General features: G+C 73.2%; 19 protein-coding genes. 12 read left to right on the top strand and 7 right to left on the bottom strand.

Annotation, left to right across the window (positions count from 1 at the left end; genetic code table 11):
* Positions 1–4 precede the first annotated feature (4 nt).
* On the top strand, positions 5–1,066 hold the full coding sequence (locus L2C96_RS44610) for an RDD family protein (protein WP_308191175.1): 1,062 nt from the start codon (positions 5–7) through the stop codon (positions 1,064–1,066).
* Between the two features lie 248 nt (positions 1,067–1,314).
* Here L2C96_RS44610 and L2C96_RS22775 read toward each other — a convergent pair whose 3' ends face one another.
* A complete protein-coding gene (locus L2C96_RS22775) occupies positions 1,315–2,025 on the bottom strand; it encodes an SDR family oxidoreductase (protein WP_020419748.1) in 711 nt (236 codons plus the stop codon).
* 74 nt (positions 2,026–2,099) lie between these two features.
* On the opposite strand from L2C96_RS22775, the gene L2C96_RS22770 reads away from it, so the two are divergent.
* The 6 genes from L2C96_RS22770 (at position 2,100) to L2C96_RS22745 (ending at position 8,523) form a co-directional block, all read left to right on the top strand.
* Entirely contained in the window at positions 2,100–2,669 is a 570-nt protein-coding gene (locus L2C96_RS22770) for a TetR/AcrR family transcriptional regulator (protein WP_020419747.1), read from the top strand.
* 9 nt (positions 2,670–2,678) lie between these two features.
* Entirely contained in the window at positions 2,679–3,950 is a 1,272-nt protein-coding gene (locus L2C96_RS22765) for a DUF2207 domain-containing protein (protein ID WP_237337673.1), read from the top strand.
* 19 nt (positions 3,951–3,969) lie between these two features.
* Positions 3,970–5,247: a M16 family metallopeptidase gene (locus tag L2C96_RS22760; protein WP_237337672.1), complete on the top strand. Its 1,278-nt coding sequence runs from the start codon at positions 3,970–3,972 to the stop codon at positions 5,245–5,247.
* A complete protein-coding gene (locus L2C96_RS22755; protein ID WP_237337671.1) occupies positions 5,244–6,626 on the top strand; it encodes a M16 family metallopeptidase in 1,383 nt (460 codons plus the stop codon). Before L2C96_RS22760 ends, L2C96_RS22755 begins: the two co-directional genes overlap by 4 nt.
* Positions 6,623–7,630 (top strand): NAD(+) diphosphatase, encoded by a 1,008-nt coding sequence (gene nudC / locus L2C96_RS22750; protein WP_020419743.1) that lies wholly within the window; start codon positions 6,623–6,625, stop codon positions 7,628–7,630. The genes L2C96_RS22755 and nudC overlap by 4 nt, the downstream gene beginning before the upstream one ends.
* 140 nt (positions 7,631–7,770) lie before the next feature.
* Positions 7,771–8,523 carry a maleylpyruvate isomerase family mycothiol-dependent enzyme gene (locus L2C96_RS22745; protein WP_237337670.1) on the top strand — a complete coding sequence of 251 codons (753 nt, stop codon included), beginning with the start codon at positions 7,771–7,773 and terminating at the stop codon, positions 8,521–8,523.
* Here L2C96_RS22745 and L2C96_RS22740 read toward each other — a convergent pair.
* The 3 genes from L2C96_RS22740 to L2C96_RS22730 all read right to left on the bottom strand — a co-directional run bounded on the left by L2C96_RS22740 (position 8,482) and on the right by L2C96_RS22730 (position 11,040).
* Positions 8,482–9,102 (bottom strand): hypothetical protein, encoded by a 621-nt coding sequence (locus tag L2C96_RS22740; protein WP_237337669.1) that lies wholly within the window; start codon positions 9,100–9,102, stop codon positions 8,482–8,484. The two genes, L2C96_RS22745 and L2C96_RS22740, sit on opposite strands and share 42 nt — an antisense overlap.
* A gap of 70 nt (positions 9,103–9,172) precedes the next feature.
* A complete protein-coding gene (locus L2C96_RS22735; RefSeq protein WP_237337668.1) occupies positions 9,173–10,546 on the bottom strand; it encodes a GntT/GntP/DsdX family permease in 1,374 nt (457 codons plus the stop codon).
* On the bottom strand, positions 10,543–11,040 hold the full coding sequence (locus tag L2C96_RS22730; protein WP_020419739.1) for a gluconokinase: 498 nt from the start codon (positions 11,038–11,040) through the stop codon (positions 10,543–10,545). The genes L2C96_RS22735 and L2C96_RS22730 overlap by 4 nt, the downstream gene beginning before the upstream one ends.
* 133 nt (positions 11,041–11,173) lie before the next feature.
* Between L2C96_RS22730 and L2C96_RS22725 the strand changes: the two genes are divergently transcribed.
* Together L2C96_RS22725 and L2C96_RS22720 are read left to right on the top strand one after the other, a co-directional pair.
* Positions 11,174–11,842: a FadR/GntR family transcriptional regulator gene (locus L2C96_RS22725; protein WP_020419738.1), complete on the top strand. Its 669-nt coding sequence runs from the start codon at positions 11,174–11,176 to the stop codon at positions 11,840–11,842.
* Between the two features lie 36 nt (positions 11,843–11,878).
* Entirely contained in the window at positions 11,879–12,814 is a 936-nt protein-coding gene (locus tag L2C96_RS22720) for a cobalamin biosynthesis protein CobD/CbiB (RefSeq protein ID WP_237337667.1), read from the top strand.
* Here the strand turns inward: L2C96_RS22720 and L2C96_RS22715 are convergent.
* The 3 genes from L2C96_RS22715 to L2C96_RS22705 form a co-directional block, all read right to left on the bottom strand.
* The gene (locus L2C96_RS22715) at positions 12,762–13,625 is read right to left on the bottom strand and encodes an SURF1 family cytochrome oxidase biogenesis protein (protein ID WP_237337666.1); all 864 of its coding nucleotides are present in this window, start codon (positions 13,623–13,625) and stop codon (positions 12,762–12,764) included. The two genes, L2C96_RS22720 and L2C96_RS22715, sit on opposite strands and share 53 nt — an antisense overlap.
* 282 nt (positions 13,626–13,907) lie before the next feature.
* Positions 13,908–14,771: a fructosamine kinase family protein gene (locus tag L2C96_RS22710; protein ID WP_237337665.1), complete on the bottom strand. Its 864-nt coding sequence runs from the start codon at positions 14,769–14,771 to the stop codon at positions 13,908–13,910.
* Positions 14,772–14,838: 67 nt separating this feature from the next.
* On the bottom strand, positions 14,839–15,321 hold the full coding sequence (locus L2C96_RS22705) for a low molecular weight protein-tyrosine-phosphatase (RefSeq protein ID WP_308191174.1): 483 nt from the start codon (positions 15,319–15,321) through the stop codon (positions 14,839–14,841).
* A gap of 144 nt (positions 15,322–15,465) precedes the next feature.
* Between L2C96_RS22705 and L2C96_RS22700 the strand changes: the two genes are divergently transcribed.
* Genes L2C96_RS22700 through L2C96_RS22690 form a run of 3 tightly spaced genes read left to right on the top strand, consistent with a single transcriptional unit; the run spans position 15,466 to position 18,940 of the window.
* Positions 15,466–16,092 (top strand): helix-turn-helix domain-containing protein, encoded by a 627-nt coding sequence (locus L2C96_RS22700; protein ID WP_237337664.1) that lies wholly within the window; start codon positions 15,466–15,468, stop codon positions 16,090–16,092.
* A complete protein-coding gene (locus L2C96_RS22695) occupies positions 16,089–16,835 on the top strand; it encodes a DUF2637 domain-containing protein (RefSeq protein ID WP_237337663.1) in 747 nt (248 codons plus the stop codon). The genes L2C96_RS22700 and L2C96_RS22695 overlap by 4 nt, the downstream gene beginning before the upstream one ends.
* On the top strand, positions 16,832–18,940 hold the full coding sequence (locus tag L2C96_RS22690; RefSeq protein WP_237337662.1) for a cell division protein FtsK: 2,109 nt from the start codon (positions 16,832–16,834) through the stop codon (positions 18,938–18,940). The genes L2C96_RS22695 and L2C96_RS22690 overlap by 4 nt, the downstream gene beginning before the upstream one ends.
* Positions 18,941–19,066: the final 126 nt, after the last annotated feature.

The following is a 19,066-nucleotide window of genomic DNA, read 5'->3' as shown; positions in this document are numbered from 1 at the left end:
GGCGGTGACAGGCGAACCCGATCTGGTGACCGGCGAGGCCGTCGTGCTGGAGCTGCCGATAGCGCAGGTCGCCAGCCGGGCCGCGGCGTTCGCGATCGACGTCGCGGTCCAGGCCGGGGCGCTCCTGCTGTTCATGCTGGCGCTCACCGTGTCCGGGGTGACCGACGAGGCGTTGCTGGCCGCGCTGGCGCTCAGTTTCTTCGTGCTGGTGCGGGTCGGGTACTCGGTGCTGTTCGAGACGCTCGGCCGGGGGATCACGCTCGGCAAGATGGCGATGGGGCTGCGCGTGGTGCGCGACGACGGCGGCCCGGTCCGCTTCCGGCAGGCCCTGACGCGCGCGCTGGCCGGCGCGATCGTCGACTTCGGACCGGTGCTGGCGTGGAGCGCGGTCGCGTTGTTCGTGTCGCTGTTCTCGCCGCGGTCCAAGCGGGTCGGCGACTACCTGGCCGGCACGGTGGTGATCAGGGAGCGGGCGCCGCGGACGGTCGCGCCGCACATCACGATGCCGCCGGCGCTGGCGGGCTGGGCGGCGCAGCTCGACCTGACCGGGCTGAGCGACGAGCTGGCCCTGATGGCGCGGCAGTACCTGGCGCGGTACGCCGAGCTGAGCGACCGCGCGCGGGACCCGTTGGGCCACCAGCTGGTGCAGGACGTCGCGGCTCGCATCGGCGCGCCGCCCCCGTGGGGCGTGCCGCCGTGGGCGTACCTGCAAGCGGTACTGGCCGAGCGGCGGCGCCGGGCCGGGGGATACGTGGGCACGCCGGTGGGGGCGCAGCAGATGGCGGCGCAGCAGATGGGGGCGCAGCAGGCGGGCGCGTCGCCGGTGGTGCCACCCTCGCCGCCGGTGGTGGCACCCGCGCGGGAGGTGGGGGCACAGCAAGTGGTGGCGCCGCCGGTGGTGGCACCCCCGCCGGAGGTGGGGGCGCCACAGGCGCCAGCGCGGCAGGTGGGCGCACCCCAGGTGGGTGCGCCGGGTGCGCCGGTCGCCGCTGCGCCGGTGGCCCCGCCGCCGACAGCGGAGCCGGGGGAGCCGACGCCACCGCGGGGGTTCGCTCCGCCGAGCTGATCGCCGGCCGGATCGGGCTGCCGGCACAGCCGCCGCTGCCACGCGCTCCCGCCGCTGCCACGCGCTCCCGCCGCTGGCACGCGCTCCCGCCGCTGGCACGCGCTCCCGCCGCTGCCGCGGCGATTCGCGCGGTGATCCCGGATCAAGCCGGGTTTCGCGAGCTGCCGCCAACCCACAGGGGCAACGGCAGTCCCGCCACCGCAGGCGCCAGGCGATTCCACCGCCGCGGCGACCGTCGCGCTCCCGGATCAGGCCGCCGACGCCAGCCGTCCGCCGCCATCCACCCGGAGGACCACTCCGGTCGTGTAGGTGTTGTCCGTCAGGAACGCGATCGCCGAGGCGATGTCGTCCGGCGTGCCCACCCGGCGCGCCGGCAGCCCGGCCGCGATGGCCGTGAAGGTCTCCGCCTTGGCGTCCGCGTCCAGGAAATCCCACCAGGCCGTGTCGATCACACCCGGCGACACCGCGTTGACCCGTACCGGCGCCAGTTCCACCGCCAGCACCGGCACCATCGCTTCGATCCCGGCGTTCACCGCGGCCAGCGCGGCCGTCCCGGGCATCGCCGCTCCGGCCGACGCCGCCGTCACGAACGTCAGCGAACCCCGCAGCACCGGCAGCGCCGCTCGCGCCGCGGCGGTGTGCGGCACCAGCTTCCCCTCGACGCCCTCGCGCAGGCCGTCCATCGTCAGGTCGGGGAAGGCCGTCGTCCCCGGCGCCCCGGTCACTGTGACGACCAGGTGGTCCACCGGCCCGGTCGACGCGAAGAACGACTGCAGCGCCTCGTAGTCCCGCGCGTCGACAATCTCGCCCCGCGCGTCGCCCAGCTTCGCCAGCGCGGCGTCGAGCTTCCCGGCGTCGCGCCCGGTCACGATCACCTCCCGGCCGCTGTCGGCCATGCGGTGGGCGGTCGCCAGCCCGATGCCCGAGGTGCCACCCAGGATCACGACTCGTTCGGTCACGATCTCTCCTCCAATTTCGAGACACTGTGTACTGAAAACATATTCGAGTCACGGTGTCTTGTAAAGTGCCCCGCATGAGAGGACGCCCCCGCAGCGAAGAGGCCCGGCGCGCGATCCTGGACACCGCGCTGCGCATCTGCCACCGCGACGGCTACCCGCAGGTCACGATCAAGGCGATCGCCGACGAGGCCGGTGTCGGGCGGCAGACCGTCTACCGCTGGTGGCCGGACAAGGCGCAGGTGCTGCTGGACGCCCTCATCGACCTCCGCGAACGCGAACCGCGGCTCGACGAGGACACCGGCGACGCCCTGCGCGACATCGAGCGGATCCTCGCCCGCACGTTCGCGCTCACCCACGAGTCGACCGGGCGCGCGCTGGTCGGCCTGATGGCCGACGCCCAGAACGACCCGGCGCTGTCGGACCGGTTGCAGGGCACGGTCATCGGCCCGCGGCGCGACGTCCTGCACCGGTTCCTGCGACAGGGCGTCGAGGCGGGACAGCTCGCCGAAAACGTCCCGCTCCCGCTCGTCGTCGACTTCGCGTTCGGCACCATGTGGTACCGCCTGCTCAGCAGGCACGCCCCGGTCGACGACCGCCTCGCCGCCGACATCACCGCCGCCATCGCGCGACTGCTCGCCCGCTAACCTGCGCGAGTGCGATGGCTGTGCGCCGCCCTGCTGCTGGTCACCCCGCCGCTGCCGGCGCTGCCGGACAGCGCCGAGATCGAGATGCGGCTCCAGCCCGACGGCTCGCTCTCGGTCGTCGAGGCGGTCGACGTGCAGCAGCGCACCACCCGGACCATCGAACTCCGCACGCCGGCCGGCGACCACCGCGACCGCGTGCACTCCCTCCGCGACCTCGGCATCGAGGGCTCCGGCACGGCCGAGCGGCGCGCGGACGCCGTCACCGTCACCCTCAACCCCGGCACCTCCGTCCTGCGGTACACAGTGGACGGTGCCGTCCGGGACGCGGGTGACCACCTCGAGGTGACCTGGACCCTGGAGGGCTGGGACACCGCCCGCACCCTCGTCCGCGCCAGTTTCGCCGCGCCGCGCATCGCGATCGGCGTCCGCTGCACCGGCTGCACGGCCGCGCAGAACGACCAGACCGGCCTCACCCGCTTCTCCGGCCAGCGCCTGGAACCGGGGCAGACGCTGGACATCGCGGTCGACCTGCCACCCGGCACCGTGCCCGCCAACGCCCGCGTCCAGCCGGCGAAGACCCTGGCCGGCGCGTTCGTCCTCACCGCACCCGTCGCGTGGGCGTGGGCCGCCTTCGGGCTCCTGCTCCTCGCCGGGGCCGTGTCACTCCTGCTCGCCCGCCGCCCACGCCCGCCCCTGCCCGCCGGGTTCACCGCCGAACCGTTCGCCACCCCGGACGGCGTCCTGCCCGGCCACATCGCGCTGCTCCGCGGCACGGACCCGGTGGTCGTCACCGCCGTCGACCTGGCCATCCGCGGCTACCTCGGGCCGGACGCCGGACCGGCCCACCCGCCCGACGACCGGCTCACCGGCTTCGAGCGCCGCGTCCTCGACGGCGACGACCCCCTCCAGGACCTGGAAGCCGACGCGATCCGCCGCGGCTGGCTCCGCCCACCCGGCCGCGCGCGCCGGGCCGGCATCCGGATCACCTGCTACGGCCTGTTCCTGACGATCGTCCTCGCGCTCACCACCGGCTACGCGCAGCTCGGCGTGATCCTCACGCTCACCGGGCTCGCACTGGCGCTCGCCGCCCGGTTCCTCCCGGATCGCACCCGCCGCGGCCGCATCCTCGCCCGGCGCCTGCGCGACCCGGCCGGACTGCCCGCCGGTGACCGCTTCGTGCCCTACGCACTGGCCCTCGGACGGCCGGCGCCGGACACCGCGTTCGCTCTCGGTGAATTCCTCGTTGCCCTGCAGGACCGTCGCCGGACCCCGGCCCCGTGATGGCCGTATGGTGGGGCGCATGGCCGAGACCTCCCGCTTCACCCTGCACAACGGCCTGCGCGTAGTGCTCGCGCCGGACCCGACCGCTCCGGTTGTCGGCGTCGCCGTGCACTACGACGTGGGCTTCCGCTCCGAGCCGGAGGGGCGCACCGGGTTCGCGCACCTGTTCGAGCACCTGATGTTCCAGGGCAGCGAGAGCCTGGAGAAGCTCGCGCACTTCAAGATCGTGCAGTCCAGCGGCGGCACCTTCAACGGGTCGACCCACCCGGACTACACCGACTACTACGAGGTGCTGCCCTCCGCGGCGCTGGAGCGCGCGTTGTTCCTCGAGGCCGACCGCATGCGCGCGCCGAAGCTGACGAAGGAGAACCTCGCCAACCAGATCGACGTGGTGAAGGAGGAGATCCGCCTCAACGTGCTGAACCGGCCCTACGGCGGGTTCCCGTGGATCCTCCTGCCGCCGGTGCTCTACTCGACGTTCCCCAACGCGCACAACGGCTACGGCGACTTCACCGACCTGGAGCAGGCCAGCCTGGACGACTGCGCGGCCTTCTTCGACACCTACTACTCGCCGGCCAACGCGGTGCTCACCGTCGCGGGCGACTTCGAGCCGGACCGGGCGCGCGAGCTGATCGAGAAGCACTTCGGCGACGTGCCGCACCGCCCGGCGCCGCCGAAGCGCTCGTTCGCCGAGCCGCCGCCCGCCGGCGAGGTCCGCGGCCAGCACACCGATCCGCACGCGCCGCTGCCCGCGCTGGCGGTGGGCTACCGGATGCCGGACCCGGTCGGCGAGCTGGACGCCTACCTCGCGAACCTGGTGCTGGCCGGTGTGCTGACCGACGGCGACGGCTCCCGGCTGCAGCAGCGGCTGGTGCACCGCGAGCCGCTGGTCACCGACATCGGCGCGGGCGCGGGCCTGTTCGGCCCGTTCGAGGCGCGCGACCCCGACACCTTCTCGATCACCGCCATCCACTCGCCGGACGTCCCGGCCGACCGGGTGCTGGCCGCGGTCGACGAGGAGCTGGAGAAGCTCGCCGCCACGCCGCCCGACGCCCAGGAACTGGCCAAGGTCACCGCGCGCTGGAGCGCGAGCCTGCACGCCGAGCACGACCGGCTGATGTCCCGGACGCTGTCGCTCGGCGCGTTCGAACTGCTCTACGGGGACCCGTCCCTGGTGTCCCGGCTGCCGGACCGGATGGCGGCCGTCACCGGCGAGGACGTGGCCGCCGCCGCCAAGGCGCTGCGGCCCGACTCGCGCGCGGTCCTGCTCGTCGAGCCCGAAGGGGGAGCGAAGTGACTTCCGTCGACCACCGCAGCGCCGAGGAGATCGGCCGCACCGCCACCGGACCGCGCCCGGTCCCGGAGCTCGGCGCGCAGAAGGCCGCGGCGGATCTGTCCCATGTGGACACCGTGCTGTCCAACGGCCTGCGCCTGCTCGCGGTCCGCAAGCCGACCGTGCCGCTGGTGGAGCTGCGGCTGCGGATCCCGTTCGGCGGCACCGCGCCGCTGCACGCGGCCACCGCCGAGGTGCTCGCCGAGACCATGCTCACCGGCACCGCCCGGCGCGACCGGATCGAGATCGACACCGAGCTGGCGCTGATCGGCGGCGAGCTGGACACCGTGGTCGACCCGGAGCGGCTGACCATCTCCGGCAACGGACTGGCGACCGGCCTGCCGACGCTGCTGGACGTGCTCGCCGACGCGCTCACCGGCGCGTCCTATGTGGACGACGAGGTGGCGCGCGAGTCGGCCCGGCTGGTCGAGCGGCTGGCGGTGTCGCGCACGCAGCCGCGGGTGATCGCCCGCGAGGCGCTGCTCAGGCACGTCTATGGCGACCACCCGGCCACCCGCGAGGTGCCGCAGGCCGCCGATGTGGAACAGGTGACGCCGGAGGCCGTCCGCGCGCTGCACACCGCCGCGGTGCTGCCGCGTGGTTCGGTGCTGGTGATCGTCGGCGACATCGACCCGGAGCGGATCGCGGCCGACGTCGAGCGCGTCCTGGGCGGCTGGTCGTCCGACGCGTCGGCGGTCGTGATGCCCGGCCTGCCCGAGGTCACCGGCGGCGACCTGCTGCTGGTGCCGCGGGCCGGGGCGGTGCAGTCGCAGATCCGGCTCATCGCGCAGTCGCTGCCGCGCACGGACCCGCGGTACGCCGCGCTGCAGCTGGCGAACATGACCTACGGCGGCTACTTCTCCTCGCGGCTGGTGGAGAACATCCGCGAGGACAAGGGCTACACCTACAGCGCGCACTCCGGGTTCGAGTTCACCGGCACCACGGCGACCGTCGGGGTCGACGCGGACACGGCGAACGAGGTCACCGCGGCCGCGCTGCTGGAGACCCGCTACGAGCTGGGCAGGCTCGCGGTCGTGCCGCCGACGGCCGAGGAGGTCGAGTCGGTGCGCCAGTACGCCGTCGGCTCGCTGCTCACCGCGACGTCGTCGCAGGCCGGGCTGGCCAGCCAGCTCGCCGCGCTGACCGCGGCCGGCCTCGGTGTGGAGTGGCTGGCCGAGCACCCGCGGCGGGTCGCCGCGGTCACCGTGGAGGAGGTCGCCCAGGCCGCGCTCGACTTCTTCGCCCCGGCCCGGTTCACCGGTGTCGTGGTCGGTGACGCCGAGACGCTCGCGCCGCAGCTGACCGCGCTCGGCGGGGTCACCGTGGGGGAGCCCGGCAAGTGACCGTCGCACCGTTCACGCTGGGCCGGCTCCCGACGCTCTCCCGGTCTACTGTGGACCGGCAGGAGACGTTGCGCACCAACCCGGAGCGCCTGCGCGCCCGGTGGCCGGACGCGCAGGTCATGCTGCTGGACAAGCAGTTGCGCACGCCGGTGCGCGAGGGAGAAGCGGTCCTGGCGACCCGCAAGGCGCTGACGTTCGGCGAGGAACCGCCCGCGGACGCGGTGTTCCTCGGCGAGTGGCAGGGCGTCGACTACTGGTCGCTGCCGGGCGAGCCGGAGGGCGAACCGGAGATCGTCGAGATCCCGGGCAGCTGGGGCATGCCCGAGGAGGCGCCGCGGGTCGACGGCGAGCTGTGGGTGACGCTGCGGGCGCACGGCGACCAGCTGGACGACACGGCGGCCGGGCTGTTCACCACGGCGCAGGCGTTGCGGGTGTGGCACCGGCAGGCGCGGTTCTGCGTGCGCGACGGCAGCCCGACGCACCTGGTGCAGTTCGGGTGGGCGTCGAAGTGCGAGGCGTGCGGCCGCGAGGAGTACCCGCGCACGGACCCGGCGATCATCTGCCTGGTGCACGACGAGGAGGGCGTCAACGGTTCGCACGTCCTGCTGGCGCGGCAGCCGGTGTGGCCGCCGGGGCGGTACTCGGTGCTGGCCGGTTTCGTCGAGGCCGGCGAGTCGCTCGAGGGCTGTTGTGTGCGGGAGATCCGCGAGGAGGTCGGCGCGGACGTCCACGACGTGCGGTACCTGGGCAGCCAGCCGTGGCCGTTCCCGCGCTCGATCATGCTGGGCTTCGCCGCGAAGGCGGACGCGTCCCGCCCCCTGGTCCCGGCCGACGGCGAGATCGAGGCCGCGCTGTGGGTGCCGCGCGCCGAGGTGCGCGCGGCGTTCGAGGCGAAGGGCCGCCCGGTCCCCATCCTCGACGGCACGAGCGAACTGATCCTGCCCGGTAATTCGTCGATCGCACGCGTGATGCTGGAGGCGTGGGCCTACGCGGAACGGGGCTGAGGGTCGGCTTCCTCGTGGGCGTGCGCGGTGCCCGGCCGGGGGCACGTCGGCGCGCCACCGGCCGGAAGCCAGTGCGGCCCGATGTCGAAAAGCCGGTCGCGGCTCCGACCTCCTCGCGTCAGACGACGAAAGGGGAAACCGTGGACTTCGACCGGCTCCGCGCCGAGATCGTCACCCAGACCGAGCTGCTCACGGCCGGCATCGCAGGCGCGGACCTGCGCGCGCCGGTGCCGTCGTGCCCCGGCTGGACGCTGGGCATGCTGCTGCGCCACATCGGCGGCGGGCACCGCTGGGCCGAGGAGATCGTCCGGACGCGCAGCCTCGAGTACCTGCCCGACGACCAGCTGCGCGAACTCCACGGTGACGACGCCGGCGAAGTGCCCACGCAGTGGTTGCTGGCGGGAGCGCACCGGCTCTCGGAAACGCTGCGCGACGCCGGCCCCGACGCACCCACCTGGGGGCCGTTCGACTTCAACCGGTCGGAGTTCCTCGCGCGCCGCTTCGCGCACGAGACGGTCGTCCACCGTGCCGACGCCTGCCTCGCCGCCGGCGTGGAGTTCACCGTCGCCGAGGACGTCGCGGCAGCCTCCCTCGACGAGTGGATGGAGCTGGACGTCCTGCCCCAGCACTTCGAGATCGACCCGCGCAAGCGGGAACTGCTCGGGCCGGGCCGGACGATCGCGTTGCAGGCGCCGGAGGCGTCCTGGTTCGTCGACCTCACCGGCGACGTCATCCGCTGGCGCCGCGGCCCCGCCGACGCGGCGGTCACCGTGCGCGGCTCGCTCACCGACCTGCTGCTGCTCGTCTACCGCCGCAGGCCGGTGGAGGGGCTCGCCGTCACCGGGGACGCGTCACTGCTGGCCTTCTGGCTGGACCACGTCGCGTTCGGCTGACTCGGCGTTGCGCTTCGCCAGGCGCAGCCATCGCCGCATGATGAACCCGGCGAACGGTCCGACCACGGTCCAGTACCGGGCGAACCGGTTGCGCGACAACGCATCCGTCGTCGCCGTGCGGGTTTCGGTCGTCAGCAGCGACCGGCCCGGCCCGTACGGCTGGACGACGAAGTTCAGCGCCACCTTGCCGTAACCCGGCTCCTCGAACCCGGTGAACTCGCCCGGCTCGAACCGCCGGAACTCCAGCTGCGTCGCCGTCATGAACTTGCCGATCATGCCGACCACGAACTCCGCGCCCGGCCGCTCGTCGAGCAGCACGAACGCCGCCTGGTACTCCTCGGCGGGCAGGCATTCCGGTGGCGGTTCGGTGTCGCCGCGGATCCGGTCGGCGATCGCGGCCGGAAAAGCGCGGACCCGGCCGAGCACCCGCAGCAGGGGAACGGCCTGTGCGACCTTGTCCGGGTCCAGGTCGCGGACCGCGCGATAGGCCGCGTCCGGCGGCGCCTCGACGACTACGGCGTCCAGCTGGTGCGCCTCGTATTCAGGCAGGTACTCGTCGATCAGGAGTTTTTCGGTCATGCCGCCAAGCGTTCTGCGGCGGCGCGGACGGCATAAGGGGCCTTCGGCACCAACCGAAGGCCCCTCGGCCTCACGCGAGCAGCGCGCCCAGCGGCAGGATGATCGCGATCGCGACCACCGAGATCACCGTCTCCATGATCGACCAGCTCCGGATGGTCTGGCCGACGGACAACCCGAAGTACTCCTTGACCAGCCAGAACCCGGCGTCGTTGACGTGCGAGAAGAACAGCGAGCCCGCGCCGATCGCGAGCACCAGCAGCGCCGCCTCGGTGGGCGACATCGTCGCCGCCAGGCCGGACACCAGCCCGGCCGCGGACACCGTCGCCACGGTCGCCGAGCCCGTCGCGAGCCGGATCAGCACCGCGACCAGCCAGCCGAGCAGCAGCGCCGGGATGTTGGCGCCCTCGGCGAGCTGCGTGACGACGTTGCCGACGCCCGCGTCGACGAGGATCTGCTTGAACCCGCCGCCCGCGGCGACGATCAGGATGATCCCGGCGATCGGGCCGAGCGACTCGCCGACCGTCGAAGCCAGCCGGTCGCGGGTGAACCCGGCGGCGCGGCCGAGCGTGAACATGCCCAGCAGCACCGCGGCGAGCAGCGCGATCAGCGGGTCACCGACGAAGTCCAGCACCCGGCGGACCGGGTTGCCGCTGTCGGCGACGATGTCCGCGATCGCCTTGCCCAGCATCAGGACCACCGGCAGCAGCACGGTCACCAGCGTCGCCGTGAAGCTCGGCCGCCGCCGCTCGTCCTCGCTCCCGCCAGCGGACGGGATCAGGTGTTCCGGCGCTCGCGCCTCGGGCACCCAGCGCGCGGCGAGCTTGCCGAACAGCGGGCCCGCGATGATCACCGTCGGGATCGCGACCAGCAGGCCGAGGCCGAGCACGATGCCGACGCTCGCGTTCAGCGCGCCGGCCGCGGCAAGCGGGCCGGGGTGCGGCGGCACCAGGCCGTGCAGCACGGAAAGCCCGGCCAGCGCGGGGATCCCGACCAGCATCAGCGGTTTGCCGCTGCGCTTGGCGACCAGCAGCACGACCGGGATGAGCATGACCAGGCCGATCTCGAAGAACATCGGCAGCCCGATCAGGGCGGCGACCAGCGCCATCGCCCACGGCAGCGCCTTCGACGAGGTGCGGGACAGGATCGTGTCGACGATCTGTTCCGCCCCACCGGAATCGGCCAGCAGCTTGCCGAGCATCGCGCCCAGCGCGATCAGCAGGCCGACCGACGCGACGGTCGAGCCCACCCCACTGGAAAAGCTCTTGATCACTTTGTCGACCGGCAGTCCGCCCAGCAGGCCGACGACCACCGATCCGATGATCAGCGACAGGAAGGCGTGCATGCGGGCCTTGCTGATCAGCACCACGATCACGGCGATGCCGATCAGGGTCGCGACGACCAGCCGGGTGTCGGTCCCGGTCCAGGCGGCGGCGAGAGTACTCACGGCTGCTCCTTTGCCAGCTCGGTGAGCGCGCGGTCCACGATCGCCGACGGGGGTTCGAGGATGTCGGCGATCAGGCCGCGCTCATCGGTTTCGAGGGGTTCGAGATCGGCGAGCTGGGAGTCCAGCAGCGACACCGGCATGAAGTGCCCGGTGCGCCCCTGCATCCGCTCGGCGAGGACGTCCCGGGGGCCGTCGAGGTGCAGGAACCACACGTCCCCGCCGGTCCGCAGCACGTCGCGGTAGCGTCGCTTCAGCGCGGACGACGACACCACGCCGCCCGTGGCCTGGTGCTCGGAGATCCACGCCGCGATGGCGTGCAGCCACGGCCACCGGTCTTCGTCGTCGAGCGGGTGGCCGGACGACATCTTCTCGATGTTCGCCGGCGGGTGGAAGGCGTCCGCTTCCGCGTATTCGACGCCGAGGCGCTCGGCCAACGCCGAACCCACCGTCGTCTTGCCCGAACCGGCGACACCCATCACGACGATGACCGTCATTGGCTTCGCTCCTCCGACCTCGCTGTCACTCGATCAGTGCAACGCAAAAGTACTACTTATTCAACCCACAAGTACTACTTAATCGAATCAGTGGTCTAGCGTCACCTGCGTGGCCGAGGGAATTCACGAGCGCATGCTCGACGCGGTGGGGACCGCGATCGCCTGCGGGAAGCTGCCGCCGGGCACGGTGCTGCGGCTGGAAGAGCTGCAGCAGAACCACGGCGCCTCGCGCACCGTGGCGCGTGAGGTCGTCCGCGCGCTCGAGGCGATGCGGCTGACCACGAGCAAGCGCCGCGTCGGCATCACGGTCCGGGACTGCGCCGACTGGAACCACTACGACCCCCGGTTGATCCGCTGGCAACTGGACGGCGAGCAGCGTCCCGTCGCCCTGCGCAACCTGATGGAGCTGCGGTGGGCGGTCGAGCCGAGCGCCGCGCGCTTCGCCGCGATCCGCGCGACCCCCGAGGAGCGCGGACGGCTACGGGCACTGGGTGCCCGGCTGGAGGTCACCGCACACGCGCGGGACCTGCACACCTTCCTCGGGCACGACATCGCTTTTCACCACCTGGTGCTCGCCGCGTCGGGCAACCCGATGTTCACGCAGCTCTCGGCGGTCGTCGCGGAGGTGCTGACCGGGCGGACCGAGCACGGCCTGATGCCGCCGGAACCGCAGCCGGAGGCGGTCGCGCTGCACCTGGAGGTCGCCCGCGCCATCGACGAGGCGGACGCCGACCGGGCCGAGCGCGCGATGCGGGACATCATGGTCCAGGCGCGCGACGAGGTCGCCCAGCAGTTCGAGTAGCCTCACGGCGGATACCGACCTCGGGGGGAGCCACGAGTGAGTGCCGCACGGGCGATCGGACTGCTGCTGGGGGCGGCGGCGGACGGAGTGATCGGCGAGCCGAAGCGCGGACGGCCGGTCACCGTGTTCACCCGCGCCGTCCGGACCGTCGACGCGAGCCTGCCCCAGCACCGCCTGGCGGGCGTCGCCTTCGCCGGCGGGCTGGCCGGCTCGGCCGTGGTGGCCGGGGTGCTGGCGGAGCGGTCGCTGCGGCGCAGTCCCGTTCTGCAGGCGCTCGGCACGGCCGTCGCGACGTGGGCCGTCCTCGGCGGCGCCGGTCTCGCGGCCGACGGCACCGAACTGGCCCGCGACCTCGAAGAGGGCGAACTCGACGCGGCCCGCGAGACGTTGTCCGAGCTGGACAGCAGGCAGACCGGCGGGCTGAACGTCGTCGGCCTGTCCCGTGCGTCGGTGGAGTCGGTCGCGCAACACACCGCGGACGCCGTCGTCGGCCCGCTGTTCTGGGGCGCGGTCGCCGGGATGCCCGGGCTGCTCGCCGCGCGGACGGTGTCGGTGCTGCGGACCGTGGGTGACCCGACCCGTCCGGCGGGGTGGTTCGCGCGGCGCCTGGACGACCTGGTCAACCTGCTGCCCACCCGGTTCGCGGCCGCATTAACGGTGTCGAGCGCGCCGGTGGTCGGCGGCTCGGCGGCGGGGGCGTGGCGTGCGTGGCGGCGGGACACGGCGGCCCACCCGAGCCCGAACGCCGGCCGGATGGAGGCGGCGTTCGCGGGGGCGCTGGAGATCCGCCTCGGTGGCCGCACGGTTTACCCGCACGGCGTCGAGGAACTGCCGGTGCTGGGCGACGGCCGGAACCCGGACGCCGGGCACGTGACGCGCGCGGTCGAGTTGTCGCGGGTGGTGGGGTGGCTGGCCGGGGTCAGTTCCGCTGTGCTGGCTGCTCTGTTCGGTCTTCGCCGCCGGTCTCGTTGACCTCGTCTTCGGCCAGGATTTCGGCGACCGACTTGCGCTTGCGCTTGTTCTTTTCGGCCATCTCGTTGAGCACACCGCCGGGCTTCAGCTCGCGGACCGTGAAGTACACCAGGCCCGCGATGGCCATGACCCCGAACGCGATCCACTGCAGCGCGTAGGAGAAGAACGGGCCCGCGTCGGTCTGCGGCAGCGGCAGGGCGTTGAGCACGCCCGGCTGGTCGGAGTCGAGCTGGAAGTAGCCGCTGCGGATGTCCAGGCCGCTCGACCGCGCCACCACGCGGGAGTCGACGCTGTAGCTCTGCAGCTTGCCGTGGGTGGAGGCGTCGGCGAAGGCGTCCCGGTTCTTCGGGTCGTTCTCGTCCTCCCGGATCCGCGCGACGATCGTCACGGTGCCCGCCGGGGGTGCGGCGTAGGGCGGGACCTCGGTGCGGGAGTCCGGCTGGAGGTAGCCCCGGTCGACAAGGACGACCTGGCCGTCGGTGGCGCGGAACGGGGTGAGCACCTCGAACGCGGGCTGCCCCTGCACGGTCCGCAGGCGTGCCACGACCTCGTGTTCCGGCAGGTAGGAGCCGGTGATCTCGACGCGGGTCCACTCGGTGTTCGCGTCGGGGACGGCGCCGGGCGGGAGAACGTCGTTCAACGGACGCGGGTCGGCGGTGAGGGAGGCCTCGATGGCCCTGTTCTGGGCCTCGCGCTCGTCGTTGCGGGAGAACTGCCACGGGGACAGCAGCGTGAAGCAGGCGAACGCGAACGCGAGCACACCCACCACGAGGGCGAGCCAGCTCGGCCGGAGGAGGAACTTCAGCCGCACACCTCTACGGTAGGCCGTCCCCGGTGGGGGCTGTGTGGGGAGGTCAGCGCAGCGTGTGGCAGGTGACATTGGTCGCGCCCCGCGTGGCTCGCCGTGCCCGCACCCGCGCCTTGTCTCGCCGCACGCTGCTGCCCTGCTGTGCCGCGCCCCGTGCAGCGTGGCGGCCGGCCCCGCCGCGCTCACCGCGCTCACCGCACTGCCGCGCGTTGCTGCGCCGCGTTGCCGCGCGCACCTCACGCTCCCGCACTCCGCGGCGCGCGCCCACCTCAGCGCGCGCCCACCTCAGCGCGCCAGCGCTGCCTCCGCCGCGCGCAGCGCCTGCCGCGCGTAGCCGGCCCCGAAGACCGCCGCGTGCATGAGCAGCGGGAACAGCTGGTGCAGCTCCACGCGCTCCCGCCAGCCGTCGGCGAGTGGGGCGTCCAGGTCCTTCGCCGCTTCCTCGTACGCGCCCAGGATGTGCTCCAGCAGCGGCGTGCCGAACAGCCGCAGCATCGCCAGGTCCGTCTCGCGGTGCCCGCCGTGCGCCGCAGGGTCGATCAGCCACACCGCGCCCTGCCCCCAGTGCACGTTGCCGCTCCACGCGTCGCCGTGTACACGGGACGGGGGTTCGGCCGGGCCGCCCAGCTCGGGCAGCCGCGCGCACAACCGCTCGAACACCTCCGCCTGCCCCGCGTCGTACAGGCCCTGGTCCACGCACATCCGCACGTACGGCAGCACGCGGTGCGAACCGTAGAACGTCGCCCAGTCCGGGCACTCCTCGTTGCGCATCGGGGCGAGGCCCATCCACGCGTCGGCCGGTCCGCCGGGCGGCGGCGAACCGTACGCGGGCGCGCCCCGCAGGTGCAGCCGCGCCAGGCCGCGCCCGAACGCTTCCGCCGCGGCGGTCTCGGGGTACGTCGGCGGCACGTACTCCATGACGATCCACTCGTCGTCGTGCGCGTGGACCTGCGGCACCGGCACGTCCCCGTGCTCGCCGAGCCACCGCAGCCCGGCGGCTTCGGCGTCGGTCGCGCCGGGGCCGCTGCCCTGCTTCGCGACCAGGACACCCCGCCCCTCGGCGGTCACCAGGCACACCGCGCCACTGCTGCGGCGCACCCCGGTGACCGGAACTCCCAGCAGCCGTTCGACGGCTTCGCGAACGCTCATGTCCAGCACCTTTTCGTCTGCCCGCCGCCACGGTAACCGCGTGCGGCCGCAACCGCATGAGCGCAGCTCAGAGCTGCGCCTTCGCCCAGTCCAGCAGCGCGGGAACGGTCCGTTCGACCATCGCGAGGACCTCGTCGAACCCGTCGTCGCCGCCGTAGTACGGGTCCGGCACCTCCGCACCCTCCGGCGCCTCCGGGTCGAACGACCGCAGCAACCGCACGCGCGAGGGGTCGTCCACCAGCCGCCGCAGTTCCCGCAGGTGGCCCCGGTCGGCGGGGAGCAGCAGGTCGGCGCACAGGTGGTCGCTGTCGACCTGCGCGGCCACGTGCTTGCCGGTGTAGCCGTGCTCGCGCAGCGTCTCGCGGGCACGCGGATCGGCCGGTTCGCCGACGTGCCACGGCCCGGTGCCGGCGCTGGTGACGCGCACCCGGTCGGCCAGCCCGGCGCGCTCCAGGTGCGCCCGGAAGACGATGGCCGCCATGGGGGAGCGGCAGATGTTGCCGGAACAGACGAAGCACACATGGATGCACTTTTTCTCGGTGGTGCTCACCGGGACAGTCTCCACGCCTCGCCCTGGGCCTGAACGAAGGCGGCCCCCGGTGGTGTTGCAGCACCAGGCGGGGGCCTCGATCGGAAGCGAGGTTCCGACCGTGCCCACATCATCCCTGATCACGCCCCGGGCGGTGGCGCACCCGTGAGTATCGAGGCGATCTCCTGGGCGCTGAACCGCGCACCCATCCCAACCTGCCGCAAGGACGCGTCCAGCCTCGCCGTGGTGTTGATCGGCTTGGCGAACCACGCCGATCCCTATGGACGCAACGCGTTCCCGTCCGCCGCGACGCTGACGCGGTACACGCGGCTGAGTGAGAGCACCGTCCGGCGCAGCCTGGACCGGTTGGAGGCCCTGGGGCTGATCACCCCGTCCGACCCCGCGATTGTGGCCGCCCACATCAAGCGGGCCGACCGGCGCCCGCAGGGATGGGACCTCCAGTTGTCGCTGGGGGGTGTGGATAACCCCCCGAACGGGGTGTCACCACGCCACCCCGCTGACCTCGACGGGGTGTCATCCGCGCCGAACGGGGTGTCATCCGCAGGGGAACGGGGTGTCACCACGACACCCGAACCGTCCTATAACCCTTCCAGGAACCGTCCCGCGCGCGAGCGCGCGCCCGAAACGGCGCGCTCGCCGCTGCCGCCGGTGTGCGGCCAGTGCGACGCCCGCGAGTCGGACCCGGTGAGCGCCCGCGTCGTGTGGGACGCCGACGACCGGTGCACGCCGTGCCCGCGTTGCCACCCCAGCCGGATCGGGGGTGCCCGATGACGCGCGCTTGGATCAACTGGGGCGGCCTGGCTGTGGTGGCGCTGGCGGCGGCCGTGCTGTCGTTCGCGTCCCTGCGGCACCTGGCGATCGTGTGCGGCACGCCGACGGGCCTGGCGTGGCTGCTGCCGGTGTGCATCGACGCTGCCGCCGTCGTCGCCACGCGGCTGTGGCTGTCAGGCGAGACGCCCGCCGAAGCGCGCCGGTTCGCCCGGGCACTGGCGCTGGCGATGATCGTCCTGTCCGTCGCGGGCAACGGTGCGGATCACGCGCTGGCCGCGTACGGCATCCTCCCGCCGTGGTGGGCGGTGGTGGCGGTGGCGTCCGTTCCCCCCGCCGTTCTGGGCGCGGTGGCGCACCTGTCGGCACTGGTGACCGGTCGTCCCGCCGACGCCGTTCCGGAGGTCTCGGCGGCCGTACCGGCGCCGGTCGATGTCCCCGTACCGGAACCCGTCGCCGAGGTGCCGCCGACCGTGGCCGCGCCGGAGCCGGTTCCGGCCCCTGAACCTGCCCGTACCGGTCGTGACCAGCGGCCTCGCCGTCCCCGTCCCGTTCCGGCGGGTCACACGGACGCGGAACTGATGACGCGGCTGCGCGCCCTCGCCGACGAGCTTGGCGGGCCTCCGTCGGTCGGTCGGACCCGTACCGCGTTGGGCGTCGGTACCGGCCGTGCACAGCGGCTGCTGGCCGCCCTGAACGAACCCGTGCGCCTTGTCTCGACCGGCACGGACGGGGGTGCGCGATGAGCCAGAACGCGGTGGAGCTGGCCCCTGAGGTGCTGACGGGGGAGCTGCTGACCGAAGAGGAGTACCGCCGGTCCAAGGCACGCCGCCTGACGGAGACGGCCCGGTCCCGGCTGCCGGTCCAGTGGCAGACGCCCGAGTCCAGGCGCCAGGTCGCGGGAGCGCTTGCCGGCCAGTTTGCGCTGGCGCCTGTGCGCTATCCCCGCGCGGTGGGCCGGGGCCTGGTGATCGCCGTCCGTGCATGGTGGGGCTGGGTCCGGGTGAGCGACTTCTACGAGGCCGCGAAGGCGGGGGACAAGCTGGCGGACAAGTGGGTGGAGATCGCGGCCCTGCGGCGTCGGCGGGCCATCATCACGCTGGTGACGCTGGGCGTGCTCGGGCTGGGCTCCGGTGTCGTCAGCCTGGCCGTCGGGTCCGCCCCGGTGCTGCTGGCCGGAGGGGCGGCCTCCGCCGCCCTCGCGATCGCCGGACGCCGCAAGGACGGCGCCGGGGGCCGCAAGGCGGTCGTGGGCGCCCGGACGCTGGCGTGGGCGATGGACGGGGATCACCTGGTCGAGGCGTTCCGCGCGGCCAAGGTCATCGGCAAGGACGACGGGTTGCAGTTCGTCCGGCTGCCCAAGCGTGACGGCTCCGGGTGGTACGTGGTGGTGGACCTGCCCGCGTCGCGCCGCGCGTCGCAGGCTGTGGCGCACCGGGAAGACCTTGCCAGCGCCCTCGCCGTGGACGAGTCGCGCCTGATCCTGGAGCGGGTACGCGGGGACGACGGCCACGCCGGACGGCTGGCGCTGTGGGTGGGCGACAGCGACCCGTACGCCGCGCCACCGGTGGAATCGCCGCTCGCCAAGGCGGAGAGCTGGGACCTGTGGCGGCCCCCGCCGTTCGGCACCACGGCGCGTGGGACGGCGGTGGCGCTGCCGGTGGTGTGGACGTCGCTGCTGGTCGGCGCGATCCCCCGCATGGGCAAGACGTACGTGATGCGGCTGCCGCTGACGGCCGCCGCGCTGGACCCACACGTGCGGTTGATCGTCGCCGACGGCAAGGGCGGCAAGGATCACCGGCCGTACGAGCTGGTGGCGCACCGGTACATCCGCGACGCCCGGGCCGATTCGGTGGTGCGGCTGATCGCGGTGCTGGAGGAAGCCGCCGCCGACGTGGAGGACCGGTTCTCTCGGCTGGCCGACATGGACGACGAGGTGTGCCCGGAATCCAAGGTCACGCCCGAGATCACCCGCAACCCTCGCTACGGGATGCCGCTGACCGTGATCGGCATCGACGAGATCCAGAACTACCTGGAAGACGACACCCCGTTGGACCCCGGCAACCCCAAGGGCAAGAAGCGAGGCCAGCGGGTGCTGGAGCTGCTGACGTTCATCGCCAAGACCGGACCCGCCGCCGGGTATTCGCTGGTGCTGGCGACGCAGAAGCCGGACAGTGCGGTGATCCCGGACAAGCTGCGCGGGCAGTTGGGGACCCGGTTCGCGCTCAAGGTCATGACGTGGCAGGCGTCCGAAACCATCCTCGGCGCGGGCACCTACAAGGCGGGTATGGACGCCTCCAAGCTGCTCACCAGCCACAAGGGTGTGGGGCTGCTGCGCGGTGCGGACGGCGAAACCGACCTCGACGCGGGCGAGGCCGTCACCGTGAAGACCCACCTGCTGCCGATCAAGGACATCCGCGCGGCGTGTGAGCGCGGCCGGGCGCTGCGCGAGGACGCCGGAACTCTGACCGGTGACGCAGCCGGGGACCACGCGGTGGGCGACCTCCCGGCGCACGTGGCGGCCCGCATCGAAGAGGCTGCCCGGGTGGAACCGGCCACTGTTGCCGCGTCCGTGGACATCGTGGACGCCGAGGTGGTGGACGACGACCTGCCGGAGCCGCTGGGTGCCCTGGTCGACGCGATCGACGACGACGAGGACGGCGTGGTGGCGACGGCCGATCTCGCCGAGCGGATCGGCTGGGAGGCCAAGGATCTCGGGCAGGCGCTCCGCCGACTGGGCGTGCCCGCGCCGACCCCGCCGCGCCAGCGCATCAACGGCTCACCGCACCCCGTCGCGGTGGTGAACCTCGCCGACATCCGGGCCGCCGTGGTGGCCCACTACGGCGGCTGAGGTCCGCACAGGGTCCGCACATCGGTGTGCGGACCCGCCCCCGGGGTTGTGCGGAGCCGTGGAGCGCCCCGAAACGAGCGCTGAGCTGCCCAGACAGCCGCGATCGGGATCACCCGATGACCTTGT

The sequence above is a fragment of the Amycolatopsis tucumanensis genome, assembly GCF_021654135.1.
In the GTDB taxonomy this organism is placed as follows: Bacteria; Actinomycetota; Actinomycetes; order Mycobacteriales; family Pseudonocardiaceae; genus Amycolatopsis_E; species Amycolatopsis_E tucumanensis.
The sequence above is the reverse complement of the archived record's forward strand: the minus strand, read 5'-3'. Positions and strand labels throughout refer to the sequence as shown.